Origin of the sequence: Citrobacter freundii complex sp. CFNIH2, from assembly GCF_002880615.1 — a bacterium.
Classification (GTDB): domain Bacteria; phylum Pseudomonadota; class Gammaproteobacteria; order Enterobacterales; family Enterobacteriaceae; genus Citrobacter_A; species Citrobacter_A amalonaticus_F.
Map to the genome: position 1 here is coordinate 561642 of NZ_CP025757.1, position 22736 is coordinate 584377.

Genomic DNA, 22736 nt, shown 5'->3' on the forward strand with positions numbered 1-22736 from the left:
AATCCTTCATGACAGATAAGGTACGTCATGACAGTACCATTTAATAATACCTTTTAAATACCTTTGAGGCGAAACCTTGACCGTCTTAACACTTTATCGTCAGTGAATCGTGCCAGCAGATAGCGCTGAAAAATCCCCGAAAGATGGAAAAAATGGCCGGTTGGTACCAGACTTATGGCTGCCCGCAAAACGCGGGTCAGGACAATCCACATTCCGACTCATTCGGAACTTACGGGAGCATAACTATGACTGATATTGCGCAGTTGCTTGGCAAAGACGCCGACAGCCTCTTACAGCATCGTTGCATGACCATACCCTCTGACCAACTCTATCTGCCCGGACATGATTACGTCGACCGCGTGATGGTGGATAACAACCGTCCGCCTGCGGTATTGCGTAACATGCAGACGTTGTATAACACCGGGCGTCTGGGGGAACGGGTTACCTGTCCATTTTACCGGTCGATCAGGGGGTTGAACACTCGGCAGGTGCGTCGTTTGCCGCCAATCCGCTCTATTTTGACCCGAAAAACATCGTTGAACTGGCGATCGAAGCCGGATGTAACTGTGTAGCCTCGACCTATGGCGTACTGGCTTCCGTCTCGCGCCGTTATGCGCATCGCATTCCGTTTCTGGTGAAACTCAACCATAACGAAACCCTCAGCTATCCGAATTCCTACGACCAGACACTGTATGCCAGCGTGGAACAGGCGTTCAATCTGGGGGCGGTGGCCGTAGGCGCAACCATCTACTTTGGTTCAGAAGAGTCACGTCGGCAGATTGAAGAGATTTCCGCCGCCTTTGAACGGGCGCATGAGCTGGGTATGGTCACCGTGCTGTGGGCCTATCTGCGAAATTCCGCGTTTAAAAAAGAGGGCGTCGATTACCACGTCTCTGCCGACTTAACCGGGCAGGCGAACCATCTGGCGGCAACGATTGGCGCGGATATCGTCAAACAGAAAATGGCGGAAAATAACGGCGGATACAAAGCCGTGAATTATGGCTATACCGACGATCGCGTCTACAGCAAACTGACCACGGAGAACCCGATCGATCTGGTGCGCTATCAACTGGCAAACTGCTATATGGGGCGTGCCGGGTTGATCAACTCCGGCGGCGCGGCAGGCGGTGAAACTGACCTGAGCGACGCGGTACGTACGGCGGTCATCAACAAACGCGCAGGCGGGATGGGGTTGATTCTCGGTCGTAAAGCGTTCAAAAAATCGATGGCTGACGGCGTGAAATTGATCAACGCCGTGCAGGATGTCTATCTCGATAACAAAGTGACGATTGCCTAACGCAGTAGCGGGCAATCCGGCGGCAGTCGACACCGCAACGCGGCGGGCAGGATTTCGATATGAAATTCCTGTCCGCTCAGCGGTTCGCCATCAAGATTAAAGGTAATGTCATGCGGTGCCCGGATATCGAACCAGGCCGAAGCGCCGTCGATGATATTGGGGTTTTCCTCCTGCGGTTTCAGGGTCGAAAACAGCGCGGGCAGGATCTCTTCCCCGGTGAAAATCCGCAGTTGCAGCAAACCGTCGTTGATCAACGCATTTGGACACAACTGCTGACCGCCGCCAGCCTGACGCCCGTTACCAATCCCAATCACCAGCGCATCACCCTGCCAGTGGAAATTCTCACCACGGATTTCGCAGCGGTCCGGTTTTAGCGTATCCATGCGCATCAGGCCGTGAATGATGTATGACACGCCGCCCAGCGCCGCTTTCAGTTTTTCCGGCGTCTCGGTGGTGATGCGCGTACCAAAACCGCCGGTCGCCATATTGATAAAACAGGTCTTATCGTTGACCTGCGCCATATCAATCTCAATGGCGTTACCGACAATCGCCAGTTTCAGCGCCTTATCTAACTCCTCGGGGATCCCGACGCTGGTGGCAAAGTCATTGGCGGTGCCCAGTGGCAGAATGCCCAGCGCGGGAATATCGGGCCCCTCACACTGGATCAACGCCGTCGACACTTCGTTAATCGTACCGTCGCCGCCGCCGGCGATCACCGTTTCAACGCCCAGACGACGGGCCTCTTCGACATAGCGTTCGGCATCGCCTTTTTCCCAGGTGACGCGAACGTGAATCTCTACTCCTTCGTCGCGGAGCAGCCCAATGGCCTCCCGCAGTACGGGGTTATCAGCACTTTTACCATTCAGAATCAATACGCTGGAGGGAAAATGATCCATTCCTTTTTTGCCTGTTTGTTTTTGGAATCTATGAAGAAAGTGTATAGCAGAAACGAAAAGGGGAGGTCAGAACAGGCTTAAAATACCCACACAATATACGATCAGGCCGCAAAAAAAATAAGCCTGCGTAAGGGAGATTACGCAGGCTAAGGAGGTGGTTCCTGGTACAGCTAGCATTTATGGGTTATGTTTTTCAGCGAAACGGATAATACCCTTAATGAACGAAGCGGTATGTGATCGGTTTCTAAGATTCCTCCTGGCGTGAAAAAATAACCCTGATTAACTATTTAGCGTGCGGATTTCGCGTCGATTCGCCGGAAAAATTGCGCATTAACAGTGCATAATCCAGCATCAGATCCTGCGGAACAGGGATCCATACGGTATAACCGTCACCCGGCGCCACCGGCATTGGCTCGCCTTTGGCGTTTTCCATCTGCGCTAACGTGAAGTTCACGTTGCCCTGCGGGGTCATCAGTTCCAGGCTGTCGCCGACCGAGAATTTATTTTTCACCGCCACGGCTGCGAGGTCGCCTTTGCGCTCACCGGTAAACTCGCCCACGAACTGCTGACGCTCGGAAACCGAGTAACCGTATTCGTAGTTTTGATAATCGTCATGGGTGTGGCGACGGAGAAAACCTTCGGTGTAGCCACGGTGCGCCAGACCTTCCAGCGTTTCCAGCAACTGCGGGTCAAACGGTTTGCCGGCAGCGGCGTCGTCAATCGCTTTGCGATAAACCTGTGCGGTACGCGCGCAGTAGTAGAAGGATTTGGTGCGACCTTCAATTTTCAGCGAGTGCACGCCCATCTGCGTCAGGCGTTCAACGTGGGCGATGGCACGCAGATCTTTCGAGTTCATGATGTAAGTGCCGTGCTCGTCTTCGAACGCGGTCATGTATTCGCCCGGACGCTGGGCCTCTTCAATCATAAACACTTTATCGGTTGGCGCGCCGATACCCAGCGTCGGCTCCACGTTTTGTACCGGGATCGGCTCGTATTTGTGGACGATATTACCGACCACATCTTCTTTGCCTTCCTGTACGTTATATTCCCAACGGCAGGCGTTGGTACAGGTGCCCTGGTTCGGGTCGCGCTTATTGATGTAACCGGAAAGCAGGCAGCGACCGGAATAGGCCATGCACAGCGCGCCGTGAACGAAGATCTCAATCTCCATCTCCGGTACCTGGTTGCGGATCTCTTCAATCTCTTCCAGCGACAGTTCGCGCGACAGAATCACGCGGGTCAGCCCCATCGAATGCCAGAATTTCACCGTCGCCCAGTTCACGGCGTTGGCCTGCACGGAGAGGTGAATCGGCATCTGCGGGAAGTGCTCACGCACCAGCATGATAAGGCCCGGATCAGACATGATCAGGGCATCCGGACCCATTTCCACTACCGGCTTCAAATCGCGGATAAAGGTTTTCAGCTTTGCGTTATGCGGCGCGATGTTGACCACCACGTAGAATTTTTTCCCCAACTCGTGGGCTTCATTAATGCCGCGCTGCAGATTCTCGTGATTGAATTCGTTATTGCGCACGCGCAGCGAGTAACGCGGCTGGCCCGCATAGACGGCATCTGCGCCATAGGCGAAAGCGTAACGCATATTTTTCAGCGTTCCCGCCGGGGAAAGGAGTTCCGGTTTAAACATAGTGTTCTCGTTCTGATGACAGGTCAGATCCGCTTCACCTGATGAAGCGGCTAGAGGAGAGTCCTCACGTTAAGGGCGGGCATTGTAGCGCTGCGGACAAACGAGGTAAAGGAAAACGCCAGGCCCGATAACGCGGCGTTATCGGGCCACTATTTGCGCTGCCGTGTCAGGCAATCCGGCAGGCATCCGCTTCCCAGCGATACCCGACGCCATACACCGCACGGATAAACGACTGCTCTTCATCAAGCGCTTCCAGTTTGCGACGCAGGTTTTTGATATGGCTGTCGATGGTGCGGTCGGTGACCACGCGATAATCATCATAGAGATGATTCAGCAACTGCTCGCGGGAAAAGACTTTCCCCGGCTCATGAGACAGCGTTTTGAGCAGACGGAATTCCGCAGGCGTCAGGTCGAGCATTTTATTGCGCCAGGAGGCCTGGAAACGGCTTTCATCGACGATCAGCGGGCTTTCGGCGTCCAGTTGCTGCAGTTCACGCTGCGGCTTACAGCGGCGCAGAATGGTTTTCACGCGGGCGACCACTTCGCGCGGGCTGTAGGGTTTGCAGATGTAATCATCCGCGCCAATTTCCAGCCCCAGCAGGCGGTCGATCTCCTCAATTTTGGCGGTGACCATTACAACTGGCACCTCGGAGAAGCGACGAATTTCGCGACACAGGGTCAGACCGTCGGTCCCCGGCAGCATCAGATCTAGCAGGATTAAATCCGGCGGTGTCTGGCGCACATAAGGCAGTACCTGATCGCCATGGCTAATCAGCGTCGGGGCATAGCTCGCGGCGCGCAGATAGTCGATAAGTAACTGTCCCAGCTTGGGTTCATCTTCCACAATCAGGATGCGTGGCGTGTTTTCATCAATGGGTAACTCAGTCATACGTCTCTCTGTAAATCGCGTTCCAGCGGTAGCTCTACTGTAATGCTAACCCCGCCAAAAGGCGAATGGGCAGCGTGGATGTGACCATTATGCGCGTCGACGATGTTGACGCAAATCGCCAGTCCCAGTCCGGACCCTCCGCTGGCGCGGTTGCGCGATCCCTCGGTACGGTAGAATCGTTCGAACAGTTTGTGCAACTGCTCGTCGCTGACTCCCGGCGCGGAGTCGGCGAAGGTGATCAGCACGCGTTTGTCGCGCTGCTCTGCGCTGATAAGCAAGCTACCGCCGCTGTCGGTGTAACGAAGGCTGTTTTCTAACAGGTTGTTGAATAACTGCATCAGGCGATCGCGATCGCCGAACACGGTAACGCTATCGGGCAGGGAAAACTGTAGCGTCAGACCACGGCTGGCAAAACGTTCGCGGAATGCGCCGCCCGCTACTTCCAGTAGTGGGATCAGGTCGACGGTGGTTTTTTGGTAGGCCAGCGCGCCTTCGTCAGACATCGAAAGCTGGTGCAGATCGTCGACCAGTTTGGTCAGTGTCCCCACTTCCGCCTGTAACGAAGCCACCGATTCCGGCGTGAATTTTCGCACGCCATCCTGAATCGCTTCCAGTTCACCGCGCAGGACTGCCAGCGGTGTGCGCAGTTCATGCGAGATATCGGCCATAAAATCGCGACGCATCTGCTGGTTCTTTTCCAGGGTACTGGCGAGCTGGTTAAAGTCCTGCGCCAGTTTGCCTAGCTCATCGGCGCTGGTGGCGGCAACACGGGTGGTGAAATCCCCGGCGGCCAGTTTGTGCGTGCCTTCGACCAGCCGTTTGACCGGGGCCAGCAGTCCGCGCGCGAGGGGAAAGGTCGCCAGCGCCGCCAGCAAGGTTGAGAGCGCCACAATAAGCCAACTGGTGCGCCGCTGCTGTTTATCGAAATTGATGTCGGTGTTACGCGTCAGGCGTTCAACAGGAGAGGCAATGACGGCACCGACCTCCTGGCCGTTCACCAGAATGGGCCGCCGCGTGCCGTCTCCGGGAACCGGACCGCGCGGGCCAACCATGACATGCGCATCCTGGTCCACCACCCAGAACTGTGTACGCCAGCCATGCGGCGGCATACCAGGGCCTTGTCTGTCATCGTCTTTGTCATGTTCAAAGGAGCGGAGGATCTGAAACACAAAGCGGTCATTATTGCGTAAAAAGCGCCAGCTACCGTGCTGTTGGTACTGTTCACCTAACGCGTCGCTGAGCATGGTCAGACGCTGCTCGTTGCCGTTTTTGATGTAGTCAATGAACCCTCGTTCGAAGCTGATGCGTACCGCCCAATGCATACTGATCAACAACACAATGCAGGTGGCGAAAATCGCCAGAAACAGTTTGCCGGTAATACCGGGTCGCCAGAGCTTCATCAGGTTCTCCTTTTGCGTCGCGCAATGACGACATTTTTATGGGTATCGTTTGGGACGCGGGCAAAGATCACAGCGGGCAACGCGATGATAAAAGCCATACACAGCCAGGTGTACATAAAGACGGTATGCGACGTTCCGCTATCCACCGTCATATGCTGCTGTGCGAACATCCCTAGCAGCAGACCGGCAACGGTGACGCCAATACTCATCGAGAGTTGCATAATCATCGACAGCAGGCTGTTCCCGCTGCTGGCTAACTCATCCGGCAGATCTTTCAGGGTCAGGGTGTTCATGGAGGAGAAACGCGTCGAGTTGACCATGCCCTGAACAAACAGCACCAGCGGCAGCACGTAATACCAGCCCAACAGCGCAGTGGACATAAACAGCAGGGTTACCACCGACAGTCCGAGCGTGGTGGCGACCAGCACCCGCCGATAGCCAAAACGGTTAACCACCTGTACGACAATCCGTTTCATGCCCATACTGCCGAGCACCATGGGGATCATCATCAGCCCGGCATGAAACGGGGAAAAGCCGAGACCAATCTGCAAAAAGACCGGCGTCATGAAAGGCAACATGCCGCTGCCGATGCGTCCGGCAAAGCTGCCAAACAGCCCCAGCGAGAAGGTTGGCGTGCGGAACAGGTGGAGACTGAACAGCGCCCGCGGGTTATCGTTGGCGTGCTTCAGGTAGAGCAAAATGGCCGCCACGCCGCACACCACCAGCGCACCGAGCGCGAACGACGACATCCCCATCCCTTTGCTGCCGTCCAGCGCGATGGTCAGAACCGCCATCCCAGCCGCCAGCAGCAGAAAACCCGAGAGATCGAAGCGTCGGGTTTGCATGGTGTAGTTGGGCATCAGCATCAGCGTGGCGATCGCGCCGACAATACCGACCGGAAGGTTGATCAGGAAAATCCAGTGCCAGGAGGCATATTCCACGAGGATCCCGCCCAGCGCCGGGCCCAGCAACGGGCCTATCTGGCCCGGCAGCGTGACAAACGTCATCGCCGCCATGTACTGCTCGCGCGGGACAATCTTCATCACCGTCAGCCGGCCGACCGGTACCATCATGGCACCGCCAACGCCCTGTAACACCCGCGCCATGACCAGTTCATTCAGCGTGCCGGAACCAGCGCAAAACAGCGAGCCCAGGGTAAACAGTACAATGGCGGTAAAGAAAATATTCCGCACGCCGATTTTGTCCGCCAGCCAACCGCTGGCAGGCAGCATGACCGCCACGGTCAGCACATACGAGACCACGACCATATGCATGTGCAGCGGGCTTTCCCCGAGGCTTTTCGCCATCGAGGGAAGCGCAGTATTGACGATGGTGGTATCCAGCGACTGCATAAAGAAGCCAAATGCCACAATCCACAGTTGCCAGCGGGTGCTGTTGGGAAGTTCTGTCATGTCTCTGTTATCGGTTTACGGTGTTTACGCGAAAAACGCAGCCGCAGACGGTCGAAAAAGAGGTACACCACCGGAGTGGTATAGAGCGTTAACAACTGGCTCATCACCAGACCGCCGACAATGGTAATCCCCAGCGGCTGGCGCAGTTCAGAACCGTCGCCGCCGGAAAGCACCAGCGGCAGCGCGCCAAACAGTGCGGCCAGCGTGGTCATCATAATCGGGCGAAAACGCAGCAGACAGGCCTGGAAAATCGCCTGTTCCGGGGTGAGGTTGCCATGCCTCTGCGCTTCCAGCGCAAAATCGACCATCATGATGGCGTTTTTCTTCACGATGCCAATCAATAGCATGATCCCTATCAGGGCGATTAGGCTGAACGGGGCATCGAAAATCTCCAGCGCTAACAGTGCGCCCACCCCTGCGGAGGGAAGGGTGGAGAGGATGGTCAGCGGGTGAACATAACTTTCATACAGCATGCCGAGCACAATATAGACCGTGGCAATCGCGGCAATAATCAGGATCACCTGAGAATTCATCGTTTCCTGGAAGACCTGCGCGGTCCCGGCAAAACTGCCGCGCACGGTGGACGGCACGCCAAGTTGGGTCATCGCCCGATTAATGGCGTCACTGGCTTCTGACAACGAGGAACCCGTAGGCAGGTTGAAGGAGACGGTGGACGCTGCTGACAGCCCCTGATGATTCACTGACAGCGGCGCGTTCGCCGGTTGCCATTTGGCAAACCAGGAGAGCGGAATCGCCTTGCCGTCACTGTTAATGACGTACATTTTCTCCAGCGCGCTGATGTCCTGTGTGTAGCGCGGATCGACTTCCATCACCACTTTATACTGGTTCATCGGCTGATAGATGGTGGAGATCTGCCGCTGACCAAAGGCGTTGTTTAACAGGCTATTAGCCGCCTGCACGTCAATACCCAGCCGCGCCATGGTTTCACGATCGTAGATAAGGTTCATCTCCGCGCCGTTATCCTGTTGGTCGGAGTTGACGTCCGCCAGTTGGGGGAGGGCGGCTAAGGCTTTGCGGATCTTCGGTTCCCATTCGCGTAGCGCAGCCAGATCGTCTGACAGCAGCGTGTACTGATAGCTGGCATTGGACTGGCGTCCGCCGACGCGAATATCCTGTACCGCCATCAGGAACAGATTGGCGCCAGGCTCTTTTGCCAGTTTCACCCGCAGACGGTCGATCACCTGCTGCGCAGTCTCCCGACGTTCGTCACGGGACTTAAGGGTGATAAACATCATCCCGCTGTTGACTCGCGAGCCGCCGGTAAATCCGGTGACATTATCCACGGCCGGATCATCGCGAATAATCTTCATAAAGTCCTGAAGCTTACCGCGCATCGCCTGAAACGAGATGCTCTGGTCAGCCTGAATCCCGCCCATCAGTACGCCGGTGTCTTGCTCCGGGAAGAAGGTTTTCGGAATTGAAATGTAGAGCCAGATATTCAGTGCAATAGTGCCGAGCAGCACCACGCCGACCAGTCGCGTATGGTTGAGCACCCATTTCAGCGACTTACCGTAGCCCTGTTGCAGCGCGACCAGCATGCGGCCAAATCCGCGCAGCCGTTTCTGCTCCCGCGGCTGGCTGGATTTCAGCATCCAGCCGCACATCATTGGGGTGAGCGTGAGCGAAACCAGCAGCGAGATACCAATCGCCACCGACAGCGTGACGGCAAATTCACGCAGTAATCGTCCCGGCAGCCCGCCCATCAGCAGCAGCGGCAGGAACACGGCAACCAGCGACAGGCTCATAGACAGCACGGTAAAGCCCACTTCACGCGTCCCCTGCAGCGCGGCCTGCAAGGGTTTCATTCCGGCTTCCAGATGACGTGAGATATTTTCCAGCACCACGATGGCGTCATCTACCACAAAGCCGGTGGCGATGGTCAGCGCCATCAGCGACAGGTTATTGAGGCTGAATCCGCACAGATACATCGCGGCAAAGGTGCCAATTAACGAAACCGGAACCGCCACGGCGGGGATCAGCGTGGCGCGTCCGGAGCGCAGGAACAGAAAGACCACCAGAATGACCAGCGCCACGGAAATGACCAGCGTCTGCTCAACCTCTTCCAGCGAGGCGCGGATGGTTGGCGAGCGATCCTGGGCGATTTGCATATCAATCGACGCCGGGATAGTGGACTGCAACTCCGGGAGTCTGGCCCGAATGCTGTCGACCGTCTGGATAATGTTGGCTTCCGGCAGTTTGCGGATCATCAGCAAAATCGCCGGCTTGGCGTTGGTCATCCCGGCGTTGCGGACATCCTGTACCGAGTCCGTCACCGTGGCGACATCACCCAGCCGTACGGCGCCGCCATTGTTGTAATGAATCACCAGTGGCTGATATTCCGCCGCCGTTTTGAGTTCGTCATTGGTCTGGATCTGCCAGCGATGCGTGGAATCTTCCAGCGCCCCTTGCGGTTTGCGCACGTTGGCGTTACTGATGGCGGTGCGTACCTCATCCAATGAGACGCCCTGGTTAAACAGCGCCTGCGGATTCAACCCGACGCGCACGGCGGGCAGCGAGCTGCCGCCTACGTCGACGTCGCCGACACCGTCGATTTGCGCGATGGTCTGCGCCAGTTGGGTTGAGGCGAAGTCGTATAGCTCACCTTGCGAATATGTCTCCGAGGTCAGCGTCAGAATCATGATCGGCGCGTCGGACGGATTGGCTTTGCGGTAAGTTGGTCGACTCGGCATGCCGCTTGGCAGCAGACTTTGCGCCGCATTTATCGCTGCCTGCACATCTCGTGCCGCACCGTTGATATCGCGATCGAAGTTAAATTGTAAAATGATGCGCGTGCTGCCGAGGGAACTGCTTGAGGTCATCTCACTGACCCCGGCAATGCGCCCCAGTGAGCGCTCCAGCGGCGTTGCGACGGAGGACGCCATGGTCTCCGGCGAGGCTCCCGGCAGCGAGGCGCTGACCATAATCACCGGAAAATCGACCTGCGGCAGCGGGGCGACAGGCAACAGTCGAAACCCCAGCACGCCGCAGAGGGTGATGGCGAGAGAGATTAAAATCGTCGCCACCGGACGGTAAATGAAAAGCGCGAAAAACTTCATTTACGCCTCCTCTTCCCGGTGAGAGAAGCGGTTTTTCATATACAGCGACAGGCGATCAAACAACAGATAGATAACCGGGGTGGTGAACAGCGTCAGCACCTGGCTGACCAGTAAACCGCCCACCATACCGATCCCCAGCGGACGGCGCAGTTCTGCCCCCACGCCGGTGCTCAGCATCAGTGGCAGTGCGCCCAGCAGCGCCGCCAGCGTGGTCATCAGAATCGGACGAAAACGCAGCAGACAGGCCTGGAAAATCGCCTCGCGCGGCGCCATCCCCTGTTCGCGCTCAGCAGCAAGGGCAAAGTCGATCATCATGATGGCATTTTTCTTCACGATGCCGATCAGCAAAATAATGCCGATAATGGCGATCACGCCGAGTTCGCTCCCGGCAATCATCAGTGCCAGCAGCGCGCCGACCCCCGCCGTGGGCAGCGTAGAGAGAATGGTGATCGGGTGAATAAAGCTTTCGTACAGCACGCCGAGCACGATGTACATCGCCACCACCGCCGCGACAATCAACCAGATGGTGCTGCTCAACGCCGCCTGGAAGGCGAGGGTGCTACCCTGGAACTGAGTGGTGATATCCACGGGCAGATTCAGCGTTTTTTCGGTGTCGAGAATTGACTGGACTGCATCGCCCAGCGAATAACCGTCCGGAACGTTAAACGAGATAGTGGTGACCGGGAACTGATCCAGATGGTTAATCGAGAGCGGCGCGAAGCGCTGCTCAATTTTAGCGATGGCGCTGAGCGGCACCATGCCGCCGTCGCTGCTGGTCAGACGGATCGAATCGAGCGCCGCCAGCCCTGGTGTATTTTCGGTATTGTGTTCCAGCACCACGCGATACTGATTCGCCTGGGTGTAGATCGTAGAAATCAGGCGCTGACCGAAGGCGTTATACAGCGCATTATCGACATCCGCCATGCTGATCCCCTGCCGACTGGCGCTGTCGCGATCGACATTCACATACGCCACCAGGCCCTGATCCTGCCAGTCACTGCTGACGTCAGAAAGCTGCGGCAACGCCTGCAGTTTTTCCATCAGTTGCGGCACCCAGGTGCTGAGGGCATCCAGCGAGGTGGCCTGAAGCGTGAACTGATACTGCGTGCGGCTGACCTGTGTATCGATCGTCAGATCCTGCGTCGGTTGCAGATACAAGTCGACGCCCGGTACTCTCGCCACGGCGTCCTGCAAACGGGCGATCACCTTCTGGACGCGATCATCACGTTCGTCGAGCGGTTTCAGGTTGATTTGCAGACGCGCGCTGTTCAGCGACGGGTTGGTGCCATCGACGCCGACGAAAGAGGTCAGGCTCTCAACCGCCGGATCTTTCAGTATCACGTCCGACACCTGCCGTTGGCGCTGGGCCATACTGGTAAAGGAACTGGACTGCGGCGCCTGCAACGTGCCCTGAATGATGCCGTTATCCTGGATCGGGAAGAAGCCTTTTGGAATAAACACCCACAGCATGATGCTTAACAGCAGGGTGCCCAGCGCCACGTTCAGCGTCAGCCACGGATGGTTCAGCACCTTCGCCAGCCAGTGTCCGTAACCGGCAATCACACGGTCAAACATTTTCTCCGACGCGCGGGAGAAGCGGTTTTGCTTACGCAGTGACTCCTGGCTCAGCATTCTGGCGCACATCATCGGCGTCAGGGTTAGCGACACCACCGCAGAGATTAAAATCGCCACCGCCAGCGTCACGGCAAATTCGCGGAACAGACGCCCCACGATATCGCCCATGAACAGCAGCGGAATCAGGACCGCAATCAGCGAGAAGGTCAATGAGATAATGGTAAAGCCGATTTCTCCGGCCCCTTTCAGCGCGGCCGTCAGCGGTTTTTCCCCTTTTTCGATATAGCGCGAAATGTTTTCGATCACCACAATCGCATCATCCACCACAAAGCCGGTGGCAATGGTCAGCGCCATTAGCGTCAGATTGTTGATGGAGAAATCGAGAAACACCATCACTGCAAACGTGCCGATCAGCGACAGCGGGACGGCAACGCCGGGGATAATGGTGGCGGGAATATTGCGCAGGAACAGATAGATGATCATCACGACCAGCGCGATGGCCAGCATTAACTCGAACTGGGTGTCGCTCACCGAGGCGCGGATGTTGGTGGTGCGGTCGGACAGTACCGTCACGTTCACCGATTTCGGCAGGCTCTCTTTAAGCTGTGGCAACATCTGATGAATGCTGTCTGCCGTTGAGATGATGTTAGCGCCAGGCTGGCGCTGGACGTTCATCACAATAGCCTGTTCTTTATTTGCCCATGCGCCGAGCCAGCTGTTTTCCGCCCCTTGTTCAACGGTCGCGACATCGCCCAGACGAACCGGCGCGCCGTTCTGGTAAGCAATAATGAGCTGGCGGTATTCGTCGGCAGACTGCATCTGATCGTTCGCCGAGAGCGTCACCGCGCGAGTAGGGCCATCAAGGCTACCCTTGGCGGAGTTGACGTTCGCGCCGGTAATCGCCGTGCGGACGGTTTCGCTGGTCAGGCCCAGCGCGGCAATGGCCTGCGCATTGAGCTTCACGCGGACCGCCGGACGTTGACCGCCGGAGAGCGTCACTAACCCGACGCCGGAGACCTGGGAGATCTTCTGCGCCACGCGGGTTTCAACCATGTCTTCTACCTGGGTCATCGGCATGGCGGTAGAGGTCACCGCCAGCGTCATGATCGGCGGATCGGCAGGGTTGACCTTGCTGTAGACCGGCGGGTTCGGCAGGTCGCCCGGCAGCAGGTTGGTGGCGGCGTTAATGGCCGCCTGAACTTCCTGTTCGGCCACATCCAGCGGCAGGGTCAACTGGAACTGGAGCGTCACCACCGACGCGCCGCCGGAGCTTTGCGACGACATCTGTTTCAGTCCGGACATCTGGCCAAACTGACGTTCCAGCGGCGCGGTGACCGCAGAGGTCATCACATCCGGACTGGCGCCAGGATACAACGTCACCACCTGAATGGTGGGATAGTCCACCTCCGGCAGCGCGGAAACGGGCAGGAAACGATAGCCGATGATCCCGGCGAGGAGAATCGCCACCATCAGCAGCGTGGTGGCGACAGGACGCATAATAAACAGGCGCGACGGGCCGCCCGTGCTGCTTGGAGGTAACACCTGCATCAGGAGCGCGCTCCTTTCTTACCGTATTCACGGCTGGTGGCTTTTGTATCGGTTGTGGCGGCGGCCTGCGCGTCTACCACTTCCACTTTCGCCCCTTCCGTCAGGCGGTCAATCCCGTCGGTGACGACGCGATCACCGGCTGAAATCCCGGCGCTGATCACTACCTTCTGGCTGTCCTGAATACCCGTTTTGACCAGGTGCTTACTGACTTTGTTTTCATCGTTCAGCACCCAGACGAAGTGACCCTCGTTACCCATTTGCAGGGCGGCAGTCGGGATCACTACGGCGTTTTGTTCGGTGTCGACCAGCATTCGGGCATTCACAAACTGATTCGGGAACAGCGCGTCATCCTGGTTATCAAAGCGAGCTTTGACTTTGATTGTCCCGGTAGTGACATCGATCTGATTGTCCAGACTCAGCAATACGCCCGCGCTAAGCTTTTTCGAATTGGTTCGATCCCAGGCTTCAACGACCAGCGGCTGTCCGCTTTTTTGCGCCTGCACGACGGTGGCGATATCGCTTTCCGGTAGGGTGAAAATCAGGTCGATGGGATGCGTCTGGGTGATCACCACAATACCGTTGGTGTCACCACTGGAAATCTGATTGCCGACATCTACCTGTTTCAGACCGACGCGACCATCGACCGGCGCGGTGATGCGGCTCCAGTCGAGTTGCAGCTGCGCGCTGGCGACGCTGGCTTCATCGGCCTTAATCGTGCCTTCGGATTCGCTCACCAGCGCCTGCTGGGCGTCCAGCTCCTGGCGGGAGACTAAGTTGCTTTTGACCAGTTGCTGGTAACGGGCCAGATCGCGACGGGCGTTAGCGAGGGTGGCTTTGTCTTTCGCCAGCACGCCCTGCGCCTGTGCCAGTGCCACTTTAAACTGGCTGGGATCGATCTCCGCCAGCAGGTCACCGGCTTTAACCTGTTGACCCTCCTGGAAATGCAGCGCCAGCAGTTGTCCATCCACGCGGCTACGTACGGTGACGGTGTTGGCTGCGGTCATCGTGCCCAGACCAGTGAGATAACGCGGAACGGCCTGCTCCGTGGCGGTCGCGGCCTGCACCGGCGCGAGTGGACCGGAGCGCATACCGCGACGACCTGCGCCAGCCGTTGACTTCGCTTGTCCGGTAGCGCCGGGCGCGGTGCTCTGCGGTTCGCCCCGGTTTTGCCAGAACCAGAATGCGGCGATGGCGGCGATGACCACCACGATGGCTATCACCCAGCGGGATTTGTTACTGCCTTTCATCGTTATGAGTTTCTCATCCTGAAACGTTTCGCGGAATGATACTAGTTTAGTCAGCCAGGAAGGGAGAAAAATGGAGGAATTATGAAACCCTGTACGGATTCATCCGAATGGCGGCGCGCTTTGCGAGGCGTTACGCAACAATCATCGTTGAAAAAGGCGCATGAGAAATTGTGCGCTACAGTGGCGGCACGGCAAAAAGGAGGTAAGCCACGGATTTCAGCAGGACGCTGAAACGGGAAAGCCCCTCCCGAGGAAGGGGCCAAAATAAGGAAAGGGTTATGATGAAGGCAGTCATCATACTGGTGATACTCTTAGTCATTAGCTTACCGGCTTACTAAGACACCAGGGGGAGGGGAAACTCTCCCTAACCCTCACTCCTGAAACTAAGCCACATGAACCTTAATGTCAATCCATCCGCGTTCAGCTTGCGAGGCGTTTAGCGGAATACCACCTCAGCCCAGCGGGCCAGACCCGCGGTGACGGAACCGAAGTCATCGCCACCGGCAATGGGAATACCCGGCAGTTTGGCGGCCAGCGCTTTTTTGATCAGCGGCGAGCGGGCGCTGCCGCCGGTCAGATAGATGACGTCTGGCTTTTCCTGGGCGTTATCCAGCGCCAGTTGCACCTGTTCCAGTATCCGGGAAAGCGGCTGATCCAGCGCGCTCTCCAGCCCCTGTTGGCTGATGACAGTGGCCAGATCGTCGCGGATAAACGGGAGCGCTGCGTTAACGTCGGCTTGTGCGGACAGCGTAATTTTGCTCTCTTCGGCGCTGCGGACCAGTCGATAACCGAGACGTTGACGCCAGACTTTCAGCAGCAGCGCCACCTGTTCCGGTTCGCGGGCATCGCGTACCAGGTCGTTCAGCAGACGCCCCGTGGCGCTGCTGTAGAAATCGCTTTGCGCCGGAACGTCGTTGATCGCCACTGCGTTCCACCACGGCAGCACGGGCAGGGCGATTCCTTTCTCGGTTTCGCCTCCCATCCCCAGCAGCGGCATCAGGTGTTTAAACGCCAGCGCGATATCCAGATCGTTCCCGCCAACGCGACAGCCGCTGTGCCCCAACAGGCTGGATTCGCGATCGGCGCGGTGATGCCATTGTGGCCCCATCAGCAGTAACGAACAGTCGGTGGTCCCCCCGCCGATATCCACCACCAGGACGCGTTTCTCTTCCTGTAATGTCGCTTCGTAATCCAGTCCCGCCGCCACCGGCTCATACTGGAAAACGACATCCTGGAAGCCGGCTCGTTTGGCCGCGCGCTCCAGAATGCCCTGTGCCTGGCTGTTCGCCTCATCGCCGCCTAATCCCTGGAAGTTAATGGGGCGTCCAATCACGGCCTGGGTGATGGTTTCGGGGAGCTGGTTTTGTGCCTGTTGACGGATGTGCAGCATCATTGCGCAGACTAAATCTTCGAACAGTGCGACCTGCTGCGGTTTTAGCCCGCTGGCGCCGAGGAACGATTTCGGCGATTTAACGAAGTACACCTCTTCCGGGTCGTCAATATAGTGTCCAAGCGATGACAGGCCAAACTGTACGCTGCTGGCGTGAACGTCAATATCCTCGTCGCGATTGAAGCGAATGGCCCGACGCAGCAGCGCCTGTGTTTCATCGTCCGGTGTCGGAACATCATGATGGCGGTAGAGCCATTCGCTCACCGATTCACGCGTCGGCGCGCAAAGCATGGAAGGCAGCAGCGTACTGCCATTTTCCATTTTCAGCAGTTGCGGCTTGCCGTCGCGCATGACGGCGACAGAACAGTTAGCGGTACCGTAATCAAATCCAATAAACACCTTGAAAATCCCCATGCCAGTGAAGAAGGGGCGTGACTTTAGCGAAATGTCGTCGTCGCGACAACTGGAATATGAAAGCAAAGCACAACGCCTGAATAGCGTTTATGCTGAAGGTTTGCAGAAAAAGGAGAGAATGATGTTTACCCTGAGCTGGCAACCGCCTTATGACTGGTCATGGATGCTGGGTTTCCTTGCCGCCCGTGCGGTCAACGGTGTGGAAACCGTAGAGGCGTTACGCTACACGCGGAGTCTGGCGATAGGGCAACACACGGGAATTATCACTGTCGTCCCCGACACGGTGACAAACACGCTTCAGGTCACGTTGAGTGAAGGGTTATTGCCGGTCGCGGATATTTGCCTTGAAAAAATGGAGCGACTGTTTGATTTGCGCTGTAAACCGCAGCAGATCAGCCATGCGTTAGGTGAACTGGGCGCGGCGCGCCCTGGGCTGCGCCTGCCAGGTTCAGTGGACGCCTTTGAGCAGGGCGTTCGGGCGATTCTTGGCCAACTGGTGAGTGTGGCGATGGCGGCAAAGCTGACGTCGAAGGTCGCACGATGGTATGGCGACGTGTTAGCGGACGCCCCGGAATACGTCTGTTTCCCAACGCCTGAACAGCTGGCCGCAGCCGATCCGCTGGACCTGAAAGCGTTGGGTATGCCGCTGATGCGCGCCAACGCGCTTATCCATCTGGCGCAGGCCGCGCGGGATGGGATACTGGTAACTCAGCCGCCGGAAGATATTGAACAGGGAATTAAAACGCTACAGGGATTTCCGGGGATTGGTCGCTGGACGGCAAACTATTTTGCCCTGCGCGGCTGGCAGGCGAAGGATGTGTTTTTGCCTGACGACTATCTGATCAAACAACGTTTTCCGGGAATGACGCCTGCGCAGATCCGTCGCTATGCGGAGCGCTGGAAACCCTGGCGCTCCTACGCGTTATTGCACATCTGGTATACCGAGGGATGGCAGCCGTCAGTTGATCGCGAAGTAACTGGTGTTGAGTAGCAGATCCAGCGGCTGCGCGTCGGCGATGATGTCGCCATAAATCTGGTCGATACCAATACCTGACAGCGTATCCATGACGATCGGCGTTTGCACCGGCCCGGCAATGGTTTTCATCCCCAGGCGCTGGGCGTGACCCTGGATGATCGACACCAGCATTTCATCCATCATGTTGCCGTGAATGCTGGCGCTCAATTCACTGTCGAGCAGCAGGTAATCCGCCATACTTTTGGTCATCAGATTGAAGATCTGCAGATCGCGGCCAATCTGGCTCACAATGATGTGACACCCTGCCTGGCGTAATGTCTGGATTGCCGCGGTGCTCTCCTGCGGGTGTAGTAACAGCGCTTCCGCAGGCACAATCAGATGTAGCAAGCGTCCCGGCAGAGCGCTCTGCTCCAGTTGAGCCAGAAGTTCGTCAATGAGCGTTGTGCTGATTAATCCCGCCGCCGAAAGCGGCAGAGCGACGCTGAGTCCTTTGCTGGCAACCGCTGGCGCCGCATGATGGAAAAATTCATGGAGCACGCGACGATCCAGCGCATGGCTGAGTGCCGGATCGGCTAAGCTTGCCCGAAAGGCCTGCTCTTCCATGACTTCACCTTCACTGGTCCACAGTCGCAGCGAGATCAGCCAGAAATTACGTGCTTCGGGAATGCGTGGTGACGCGACGCCGCGGGCGACCATCAGCAAGTGGTTATCTTTAATCATCCGCCACTGTTCATCCAGCGACATCATCGCGCGTTCGTGATGCGCCAGTTCCTGCTGCGGTTCATACACGGTTACCTGACCACGCCCGCCGTTTTTAGAGGCATAACAGGCAATATCCGCCTGCGACATCACCTCAACCGCCTGACAGTTGTTCTCGTCGATGAGCGTGATCCCGGCGCTGGCGCCAATGCGATGCAGGCGGCCTTCCCACATAAAGTGGTAGTCGTTGACGGCGTTAATGATCCGCGTGGCAATAAAGCGTGCGCTTTCGATATTGCACTCCGGCAGCAGCAGGCCGAACTCATCGCCGCCCAGACGCGCCAGCACGTCGCTGGAACGCAACATGCTGAGCATCAGTTGCGCCAGTTCGCGCAGCAGCGCATCGCCCGCCGCGTGACCAGCGCTGTCATTTACCGCTTTAAAGCGATCAAGATCGATAAAGACCAGCGCGTGGCGCTGATGCGCACTGCGTACGGTTTGCAGCAGCAGCTTCAGTTTGTTTTCAAAGCTGGCCCGGTTGGTCAGGTGGGTGAGGGCATCGTGGGTGGCGCTGTAGCTCAGCTGGCGCAACATCTTACGTGACTCGGTGACATCCTGAATCACCAGCACCGAACCGATATTACCGCCGTCCAGGGTGCTGAGCGGGGTTATGCTGTAGTGAATATCGTAACTGCCGCCGTTGCGACAATGGAGAACCACATCCTGTTCGATAGCGGAACGGGACATATCGGCGCTGTAGATGTTTTCCATCAGCGGACCGTTATCGCCAAAGGTGATCCGCAGTACCGTCAACAGCGGCACGCCAATGGCATTCTCTTGTTGCCAGCCGCTCATCTTCTCGGCGACCGGGTTCATAAAGGTCACCTTCATATCAACGTCAATACACACCACCGCTTCCCCGATGGAGTCGAGGGTAATGTGTAGACGTTCTTTTTCCTGAAACAGCGCTTCATTCAACTGCTTCACTTCGGTCATGTCCATATTGATACCGAGCAGTCGCTCGACTTCACCGTCTTTATTTAACACCCGATTCGCCAGTGAGCGGATATGGCGGACGCCGTCTTTCACCGCAATGCGGAATTCCATCTTAAAGGGCAGGCGCGCGGCTAAGGAGTCGCGAACCACTTTTTCCGCATACTCGCGGTCTTCCGGGATAACGCAGTCGTACCAGACCGACCAGGTAGGCTTAACATGGGCGGGAACCTCATACAGTTCGAACATGCGCTTATCCCAACTGATGACGTCGGGTTGCAGTTCCCATTCCCAGATCCCAATGCCGCCAGCTTCGTTTGCCAGCGTGATGCGTTCCATCAGCCGCTTATTAACCCATTCGGTATGTTTGAGATCGTTGATGTCTTCAATTTGCGCGATAAAGTAAAGCGGCGTGCCATCAGGATGGCGGACCAGCGAGACGGCCAGCAACGCCCAGACGACCTCACCCGCCCGGGTGTAATAGCGTTTCTCCATTGAATAACTATTAATGTCGCCGCTCACCAGCATGGTGAGTTGTTCCAGATCGTTATTCAGGTCCTCCGGCCAGGTGAGTTGCTGAAAGGTCAGCGCGCGCAACTCATCCTGGTTGTAGCCAAGAAACTGGCATAACGCTTTGTTGGCCTGCAGCCATTGTCCTTCCGTACCGACCAGCGCCATGCCGATCGCCGAATACTCCATCGCATTGCGAAAACGTTCTTCGCTTTCCGTAATGTGCTTACGCTCGGCGCGAAAAGCATACATCACCATGGTCATGATATTCGCCGGCAATAAAATCATTAAGAACGGCAGCCACGGCAGGTTGTTCATGACATGCACTTTGGGGGTAACCAGCAGTGACGGGTCGGCCGCCATCATCAGCGACACCATCATGACGGTGGCGAGGAAGATGAGGAAGGCTTCCATCCGCGGTAATCGCACGGCGCTCCACATCAGCAACACGATCACTAATGTGAAGGGCCATGGAACATATTTCATGGCAAACCAGCTCAGGATCAGGGTCACCGTCAGCGTCAGCAGGGTTTCAAGGAGCAGTCGTGGGTCGCGGTGACGCAGCAGGTAGTGTGGTTTGAACAATAAGCCCAACGGCACCAGCGCCAGAGCGCCGATGGACTCCGACAGCACCCAAATCAGAAACGCTTTCATCGGCGTTTCATGCGGCGATAGCATCCAGACCAGAATGCCACCTAACAGCGGCGGGATAACCGCACTGCCGAAGGCGAGACGTATCCAGTCATTGAGATTCTGCAACGGATTGTACCAGGGTAACAGCTTACGCAGCAGCATTGCGCCGACCGCGGCTTCAATGATGTTGATCGCCGTGTAGGTAAAATTCAGCGCGCTGGGCGGAAACAGGACCAGCGATGCGCCAATGCTCCCTAACGAACAGGCGAGCGCAATTCCCGGCCACATCCGTCCGGCGTGACGGTAAAAGGCCACCATCATGATCGACGTCGGGAACCAGAGCGGGGCGAGCTGGGTACCAAACTGGGATAATTCCAGTGAGAAAAGGGTAAAAATAAAAGCCGTCAGCCCTAAACTGACGAAGCGCAGCAGAGGATGCGGCAAGGTAACTAAAACATGTTGGGATGGTTTACTCATTACCCTGTATCCGAGTGGCCGGAACGTCGCGGAACGCCCGGACGCATCGTAGTATTCTCTGTTTATGCTAGTACAAACAATTTACAATTTATATCCCGGTTGCTCATAATTTGACATTATATGGCGATTAATTACTGCGAAATCGGGTTAATTCCGCGGGTTGCTCCAAATCTGAACAAATAAATTTGCGACAGGGAAACATTGGGCGCTAAATACACTCCCTGCTATCTCGACTGGTATCGCACGCGCGAAATCCCTATAATTGCCGCGTTTGACGCCCATGCGGCGTCGTCTTTCCTAACCAGGTTATTCAGGTCGCTAAATTTATGACTGATCAGTCCCATCAGTGCGTCATTATCGGTATTGCTGGCGCATCGGCTTCCGGCAAGAGTCTTATTGCCAGTACCCTTTATCGCGAGTTGCGTGAACAAGTCGGTGACGAACATATCGGCGTTATTCCCGAAGACAGCTATTACAAAGATCAAAGCCATCTGTCGATGGAAGAACGCGTTAAAACCAACTACGACCATCCGAATGCGATGGATCACAGCCTCCTGTTTCAGCACCTGCAGGCCCTCAAACGGGGTTCGGCGATTGAGTTGCCGGTTTATAGCTACGTTGAACATACCCGCATGAAAGAGACGGTTCGCGTTGAGCCGAAAAAAGTCATCATTCTTGAAGGGATTTTGTTGCTGACCGACGCGCGTTTGCGCGAAGAGATGAACTTCTCTATTTTTGTCGATACCCCGCTGGATATCTGCCTGATGCGCCGTATCAAGCGTGATGTTAACGAACGCGGTCGTTCGATGGATTCCGTCATGGCGCAGTATCAGAAGACCGTGCGTCCGATGTTCCTGCAATTTATTGAACCGTCTAAACAGTACGCCGATATTATCGTGCCGCGCGGTGGGAAAAATCGCATCGCCATTGATATTCTGAAAGCGAAAATCAGTCAGTTCTTTGAATAAGCCCGGCGAATTGTGTACCGTTCAGTGATAACCTGGTTTGCCCTTAATGCACAATGCGTTAAGCGCCCGATGCACGAAAGGAGAAAGTGCCATGCGTCTGTGTGACCGAGATATTGAAGCCTGGCTTGATGAAGGCCGTTTGTCGATCAACCCGCGTCCGCCCGTTGAGCGCATTAATGGCGCAACCGTGGATGTGCGCCTGGGCAATAAATTTCGTACATTTAGTGGACATACCGCTGCCTTTATCGATTTAAGCGGACCGAAAGCGGAAGTGAGCGCTGCGCTGGATCGCGTAATGAGCGATGAGATAGTCCTGGCGGAAGGGGATGCATTTTACCTGCATCCGGGCGAACTGGCGCTGGCAGTGACTTATGAGTCGGTGACCCTGCCGGCGGACCTGGTGGGGTGGCTGGACGGGCGCTCTTCGCTGGCGCGCCTTGGTCTGATGGTTCACGTGACCGCGCACCGTATCGATCCGGGCTGGTCTGGCTGTATCGTACTGGAATTCTATAATTCCGGTAAATTACCGCTGGCTTTGCGCCCGGGGATGCTGATCGGCGCGTTAAGTTTCGAGCCGCTATCGGGGCCTGCGCTTCGACCTTACAACCGTCGTGAAGATGCGAAGTATCGCGATCAGCAGGGCGCTGTCGCCAGCCGGATTGATAAAGACTGAGTCTAATCCATTGAGGA

General features: G+C 56.5%; 14 protein-coding genes and 1 pseudogene. 5 read left to right on the plus strand and 10 right to left on the minus strand.

Translation table 11 applies throughout. From position 1 onward, the window contains the following. Positions 1-245: 245 nt before the first annotated feature. Positions 246-1297, plus strand: a pseudogene (gene fbaB, locus WM46_RS02705) (class I fructose-bisphosphate aldolase). On the opposite strand, the gene yegS reads toward fbaB, so the two are convergent. From yegS to WM46_RS02745, 8 genes are all read right to left on the minus strand, one after another. After that, positions 1294-2193 carry a lipid kinase YegS gene (gene yegS, locus WM46_RS02710; protein WP_061074674.1) on the minus strand — a complete coding sequence of 300 codons (900 nt, stop codon included), beginning with the start codon at positions 2191-2193 and terminating at the stop codon, positions 1294-1296. The pseudogene fbaB and the gene yegS overlap by 4 nt on opposite strands. 283 nt (positions 2194-2476) lie before the next feature. Continuing rightward, complete coding sequence (gene yegQ, locus WM46_RS02715) at positions 2477-3838, minus strand: tRNA 5-hydroxyuridine modification protein YegQ (RefSeq protein WP_061074673.1); 1362 nt, start codon at positions 3836-3838, stop codon at positions 2477-2479. Between the two features lie 166 nt (positions 3839-4004). Continuing rightward, on the minus strand, positions 4005-4727 hold the full coding sequence (baeR, locus tag WM46_RS02720; protein ID WP_102601342.1) for a two-component system response regulator BaeR: 723 nt from the start codon (positions 4725-4727) through the stop codon (positions 4005-4007). After that, a complete protein-coding gene (gene baeS / locus WM46_RS02725; RefSeq protein ID WP_061074671.1) occupies positions 4724-6127 on the minus strand; it encodes a two-component system sensor histidine kinase BaeS in 1404 nt (467 codons plus the stop codon). Before baeS ends, baeR begins: the two co-directional genes overlap by 4 nt. Then, on the minus strand, positions 6127-7539 hold the full coding sequence (locus tag WM46_RS02730) for an MFS transporter (RefSeq protein ID WP_102601343.1): 1413 nt from the start codon (positions 7537-7539) through the stop codon (positions 6127-6129). Before WM46_RS02730 ends, baeS begins: the two co-directional genes overlap by 1 nt. Then, entirely contained in the window at positions 7536-10616 is a 3081-nt protein-coding gene (gene mdtC, locus WM46_RS02735) for a multidrug efflux RND transporter permease subunit MdtC (protein ID WP_102601344.1), read from the minus strand. Before mdtC ends, WM46_RS02730 begins: the two co-directional genes overlap by 4 nt. After that, the gene (gene mdtB / locus WM46_RS02740) at positions 10617-13739 is read right to left on the minus strand and encodes a multidrug efflux RND transporter permease subunit MdtB (protein ID WP_102601345.1); all 3123 of its coding nucleotides are present in this window, start codon (positions 13737-13739) and stop codon (positions 10617-10619) included. It lies immediately after the preceding gene. Next, entirely contained in the window at positions 13739-14986 is a 1248-nt protein-coding gene (locus tag WM46_RS02745) for an MdtA/MuxA family multidrug efflux RND transporter periplasmic adaptor subunit (RefSeq protein WP_061074667.1), read from the minus strand. The genes mdtB and WM46_RS02745 overlap by 1 nt, the downstream gene beginning before the upstream one ends. Before the next feature lie 278 nt (positions 14987-15264). Between WM46_RS02745 and WM46_RS26265 the strand changes: the two genes are divergently transcribed. Further along, positions 15265-15324 carry a type I toxin-antitoxin system Ibs family toxin gene (locus tag WM46_RS26265; protein ID WP_146109688.1) on the plus strand — a complete coding sequence of 20 codons (60 nt, stop codon included), beginning with the start codon at positions 15265-15267 and terminating at the stop codon, positions 15322-15324. 98 nt (positions 15325-15422) lie between these two features. Here the strand turns inward: WM46_RS26265 and yegD are convergent, their stop codons facing one another. Then, a complete protein-coding gene (gene yegD / locus WM46_RS02750; protein WP_061077902.1) occupies positions 15423-16775 on the minus strand; it encodes a molecular chaperone in 1353 nt (450 codons plus the stop codon). A 136-nt stretch (positions 16776-16911) separates the two neighbouring features. On the opposite strand from yegD, the gene alkA reads away from it, so the two are divergent. Then, positions 16912-17781, plus strand: a complete 870-nt coding sequence (gene alkA, locus WM46_RS02755) for a DNA-3-methyladenine glycosylase 2 (RefSeq protein ID WP_061074666.1) — start codon at positions 16912-16914, stop codon at positions 17779-17781. On the opposite strand, the gene WM46_RS02760 is transcribed toward alkA, so the two are convergent. Next, on the minus strand, positions 17749-21078 hold the full coding sequence (locus tag WM46_RS02760; protein WP_102601346.1) for a diguanylate cyclase: 3330 nt from the start codon (positions 21076-21078) through the stop codon (positions 17749-17751). The genes alkA and WM46_RS02760 overlap by 33 nt on opposite strands. 326 nt (positions 21079-21404) lie before the next feature. Between WM46_RS02760 and udk the strand changes: the two genes are divergently transcribed. Next, positions 21405-22046 (plus strand): uridine kinase, encoded by a 642-nt coding sequence (gene udk, locus WM46_RS02765; RefSeq protein WP_042318055.1) that lies wholly within the window; start codon positions 21405-21407, stop codon positions 22044-22046. A gap of 91 nt (positions 22047-22137) precedes the next feature. Then, a complete protein-coding gene (dcd, locus tag WM46_RS02770; RefSeq protein ID WP_043000174.1) occupies positions 22138-22719 on the plus strand; it encodes a dCTP deaminase in 582 nt (193 codons plus the stop codon). Positions 22720-22736: the final 17 nt, after the last annotated feature.

Excerpts from the sequence above, each read along its gene's own strand:
- yegQ (WP_061074673.1), bottom strand. The coding sequence starts at position 3,838 with ATGTTTAAACCGGAACTCCTTTCCCCGGCGGGAACGCTGAAAAATATG.
- baeS (WP_061074671.1), bottom strand. The coding sequence starts at position 6,127 with ATGAAGCTCTGGCGACCCGGTATTACCGGCAAACTGTTTCTGGCGATT.
- mdtC (WP_102601344.1), bottom strand. The coding sequence starts at position 10,616 with ATGAAGTTTTTCGCGCTTTTCATTTACCGTCCGGTGGCGACGATTTTA.
- mdtB (WP_102601345.1), bottom strand. The coding sequence starts at position 13,739 with ATGCAGGTGTTACCTCCAAGCAGCACGGGCGGCCCGTCGCGCCTGTTT.
- WM46_RS02745 (WP_061074667.1), bottom strand. The coding sequence starts at position 14,986 with ATGAAAGGCAGTAACAAATCCCGCTGGGTGATAGCCATCGTGGTGGTC.
- yegS (WP_061074674.1), bottom strand. The coding sequence starts at position 2,193 with ATGGATCATTTTCCCTCCAGCGTATTGATTCTGAATGGTAAAAGTGCT.
- alkA (WP_061074666.1), top strand. The coding sequence starts at position 16,912 with ATGTTTACCCTGAGCTGGCAACCGCCTTATGACTGGTCATGGATGCTG.
- WM46_RS02730 (WP_102601343.1), bottom strand. The coding sequence starts at position 7,539 with ATGACAGAACTTCCCAACAGCACCCGCTGGCAACTGTGGATTGTGGCA.
- udk (WP_042318055.1), top strand. The coding sequence starts at position 21,405 with ATGACTGATCAGTCCCATCAGTGCGTCATTATCGGTATTGCTGGCGCA.
- baeR (WP_102601342.1), bottom strand. The coding sequence starts at position 4,727 with ATGACTGAGTTACCCATTGATGAAAACACGCCACGCATCCTGATTGTG.
- dcd (WP_043000174.1), top strand. The coding sequence starts at position 22,138 with ATGCGTCTGTGTGACCGAGATATTGAAGCCTGGCTTGATGAAGGCCGT.
- WM46_RS02760 (WP_102601346.1), bottom strand. The coding sequence starts at position 21,078 with ATGAGTAAACCATCCCAACATGTTTTAGTTACCTTGCCGCATCCTCTG.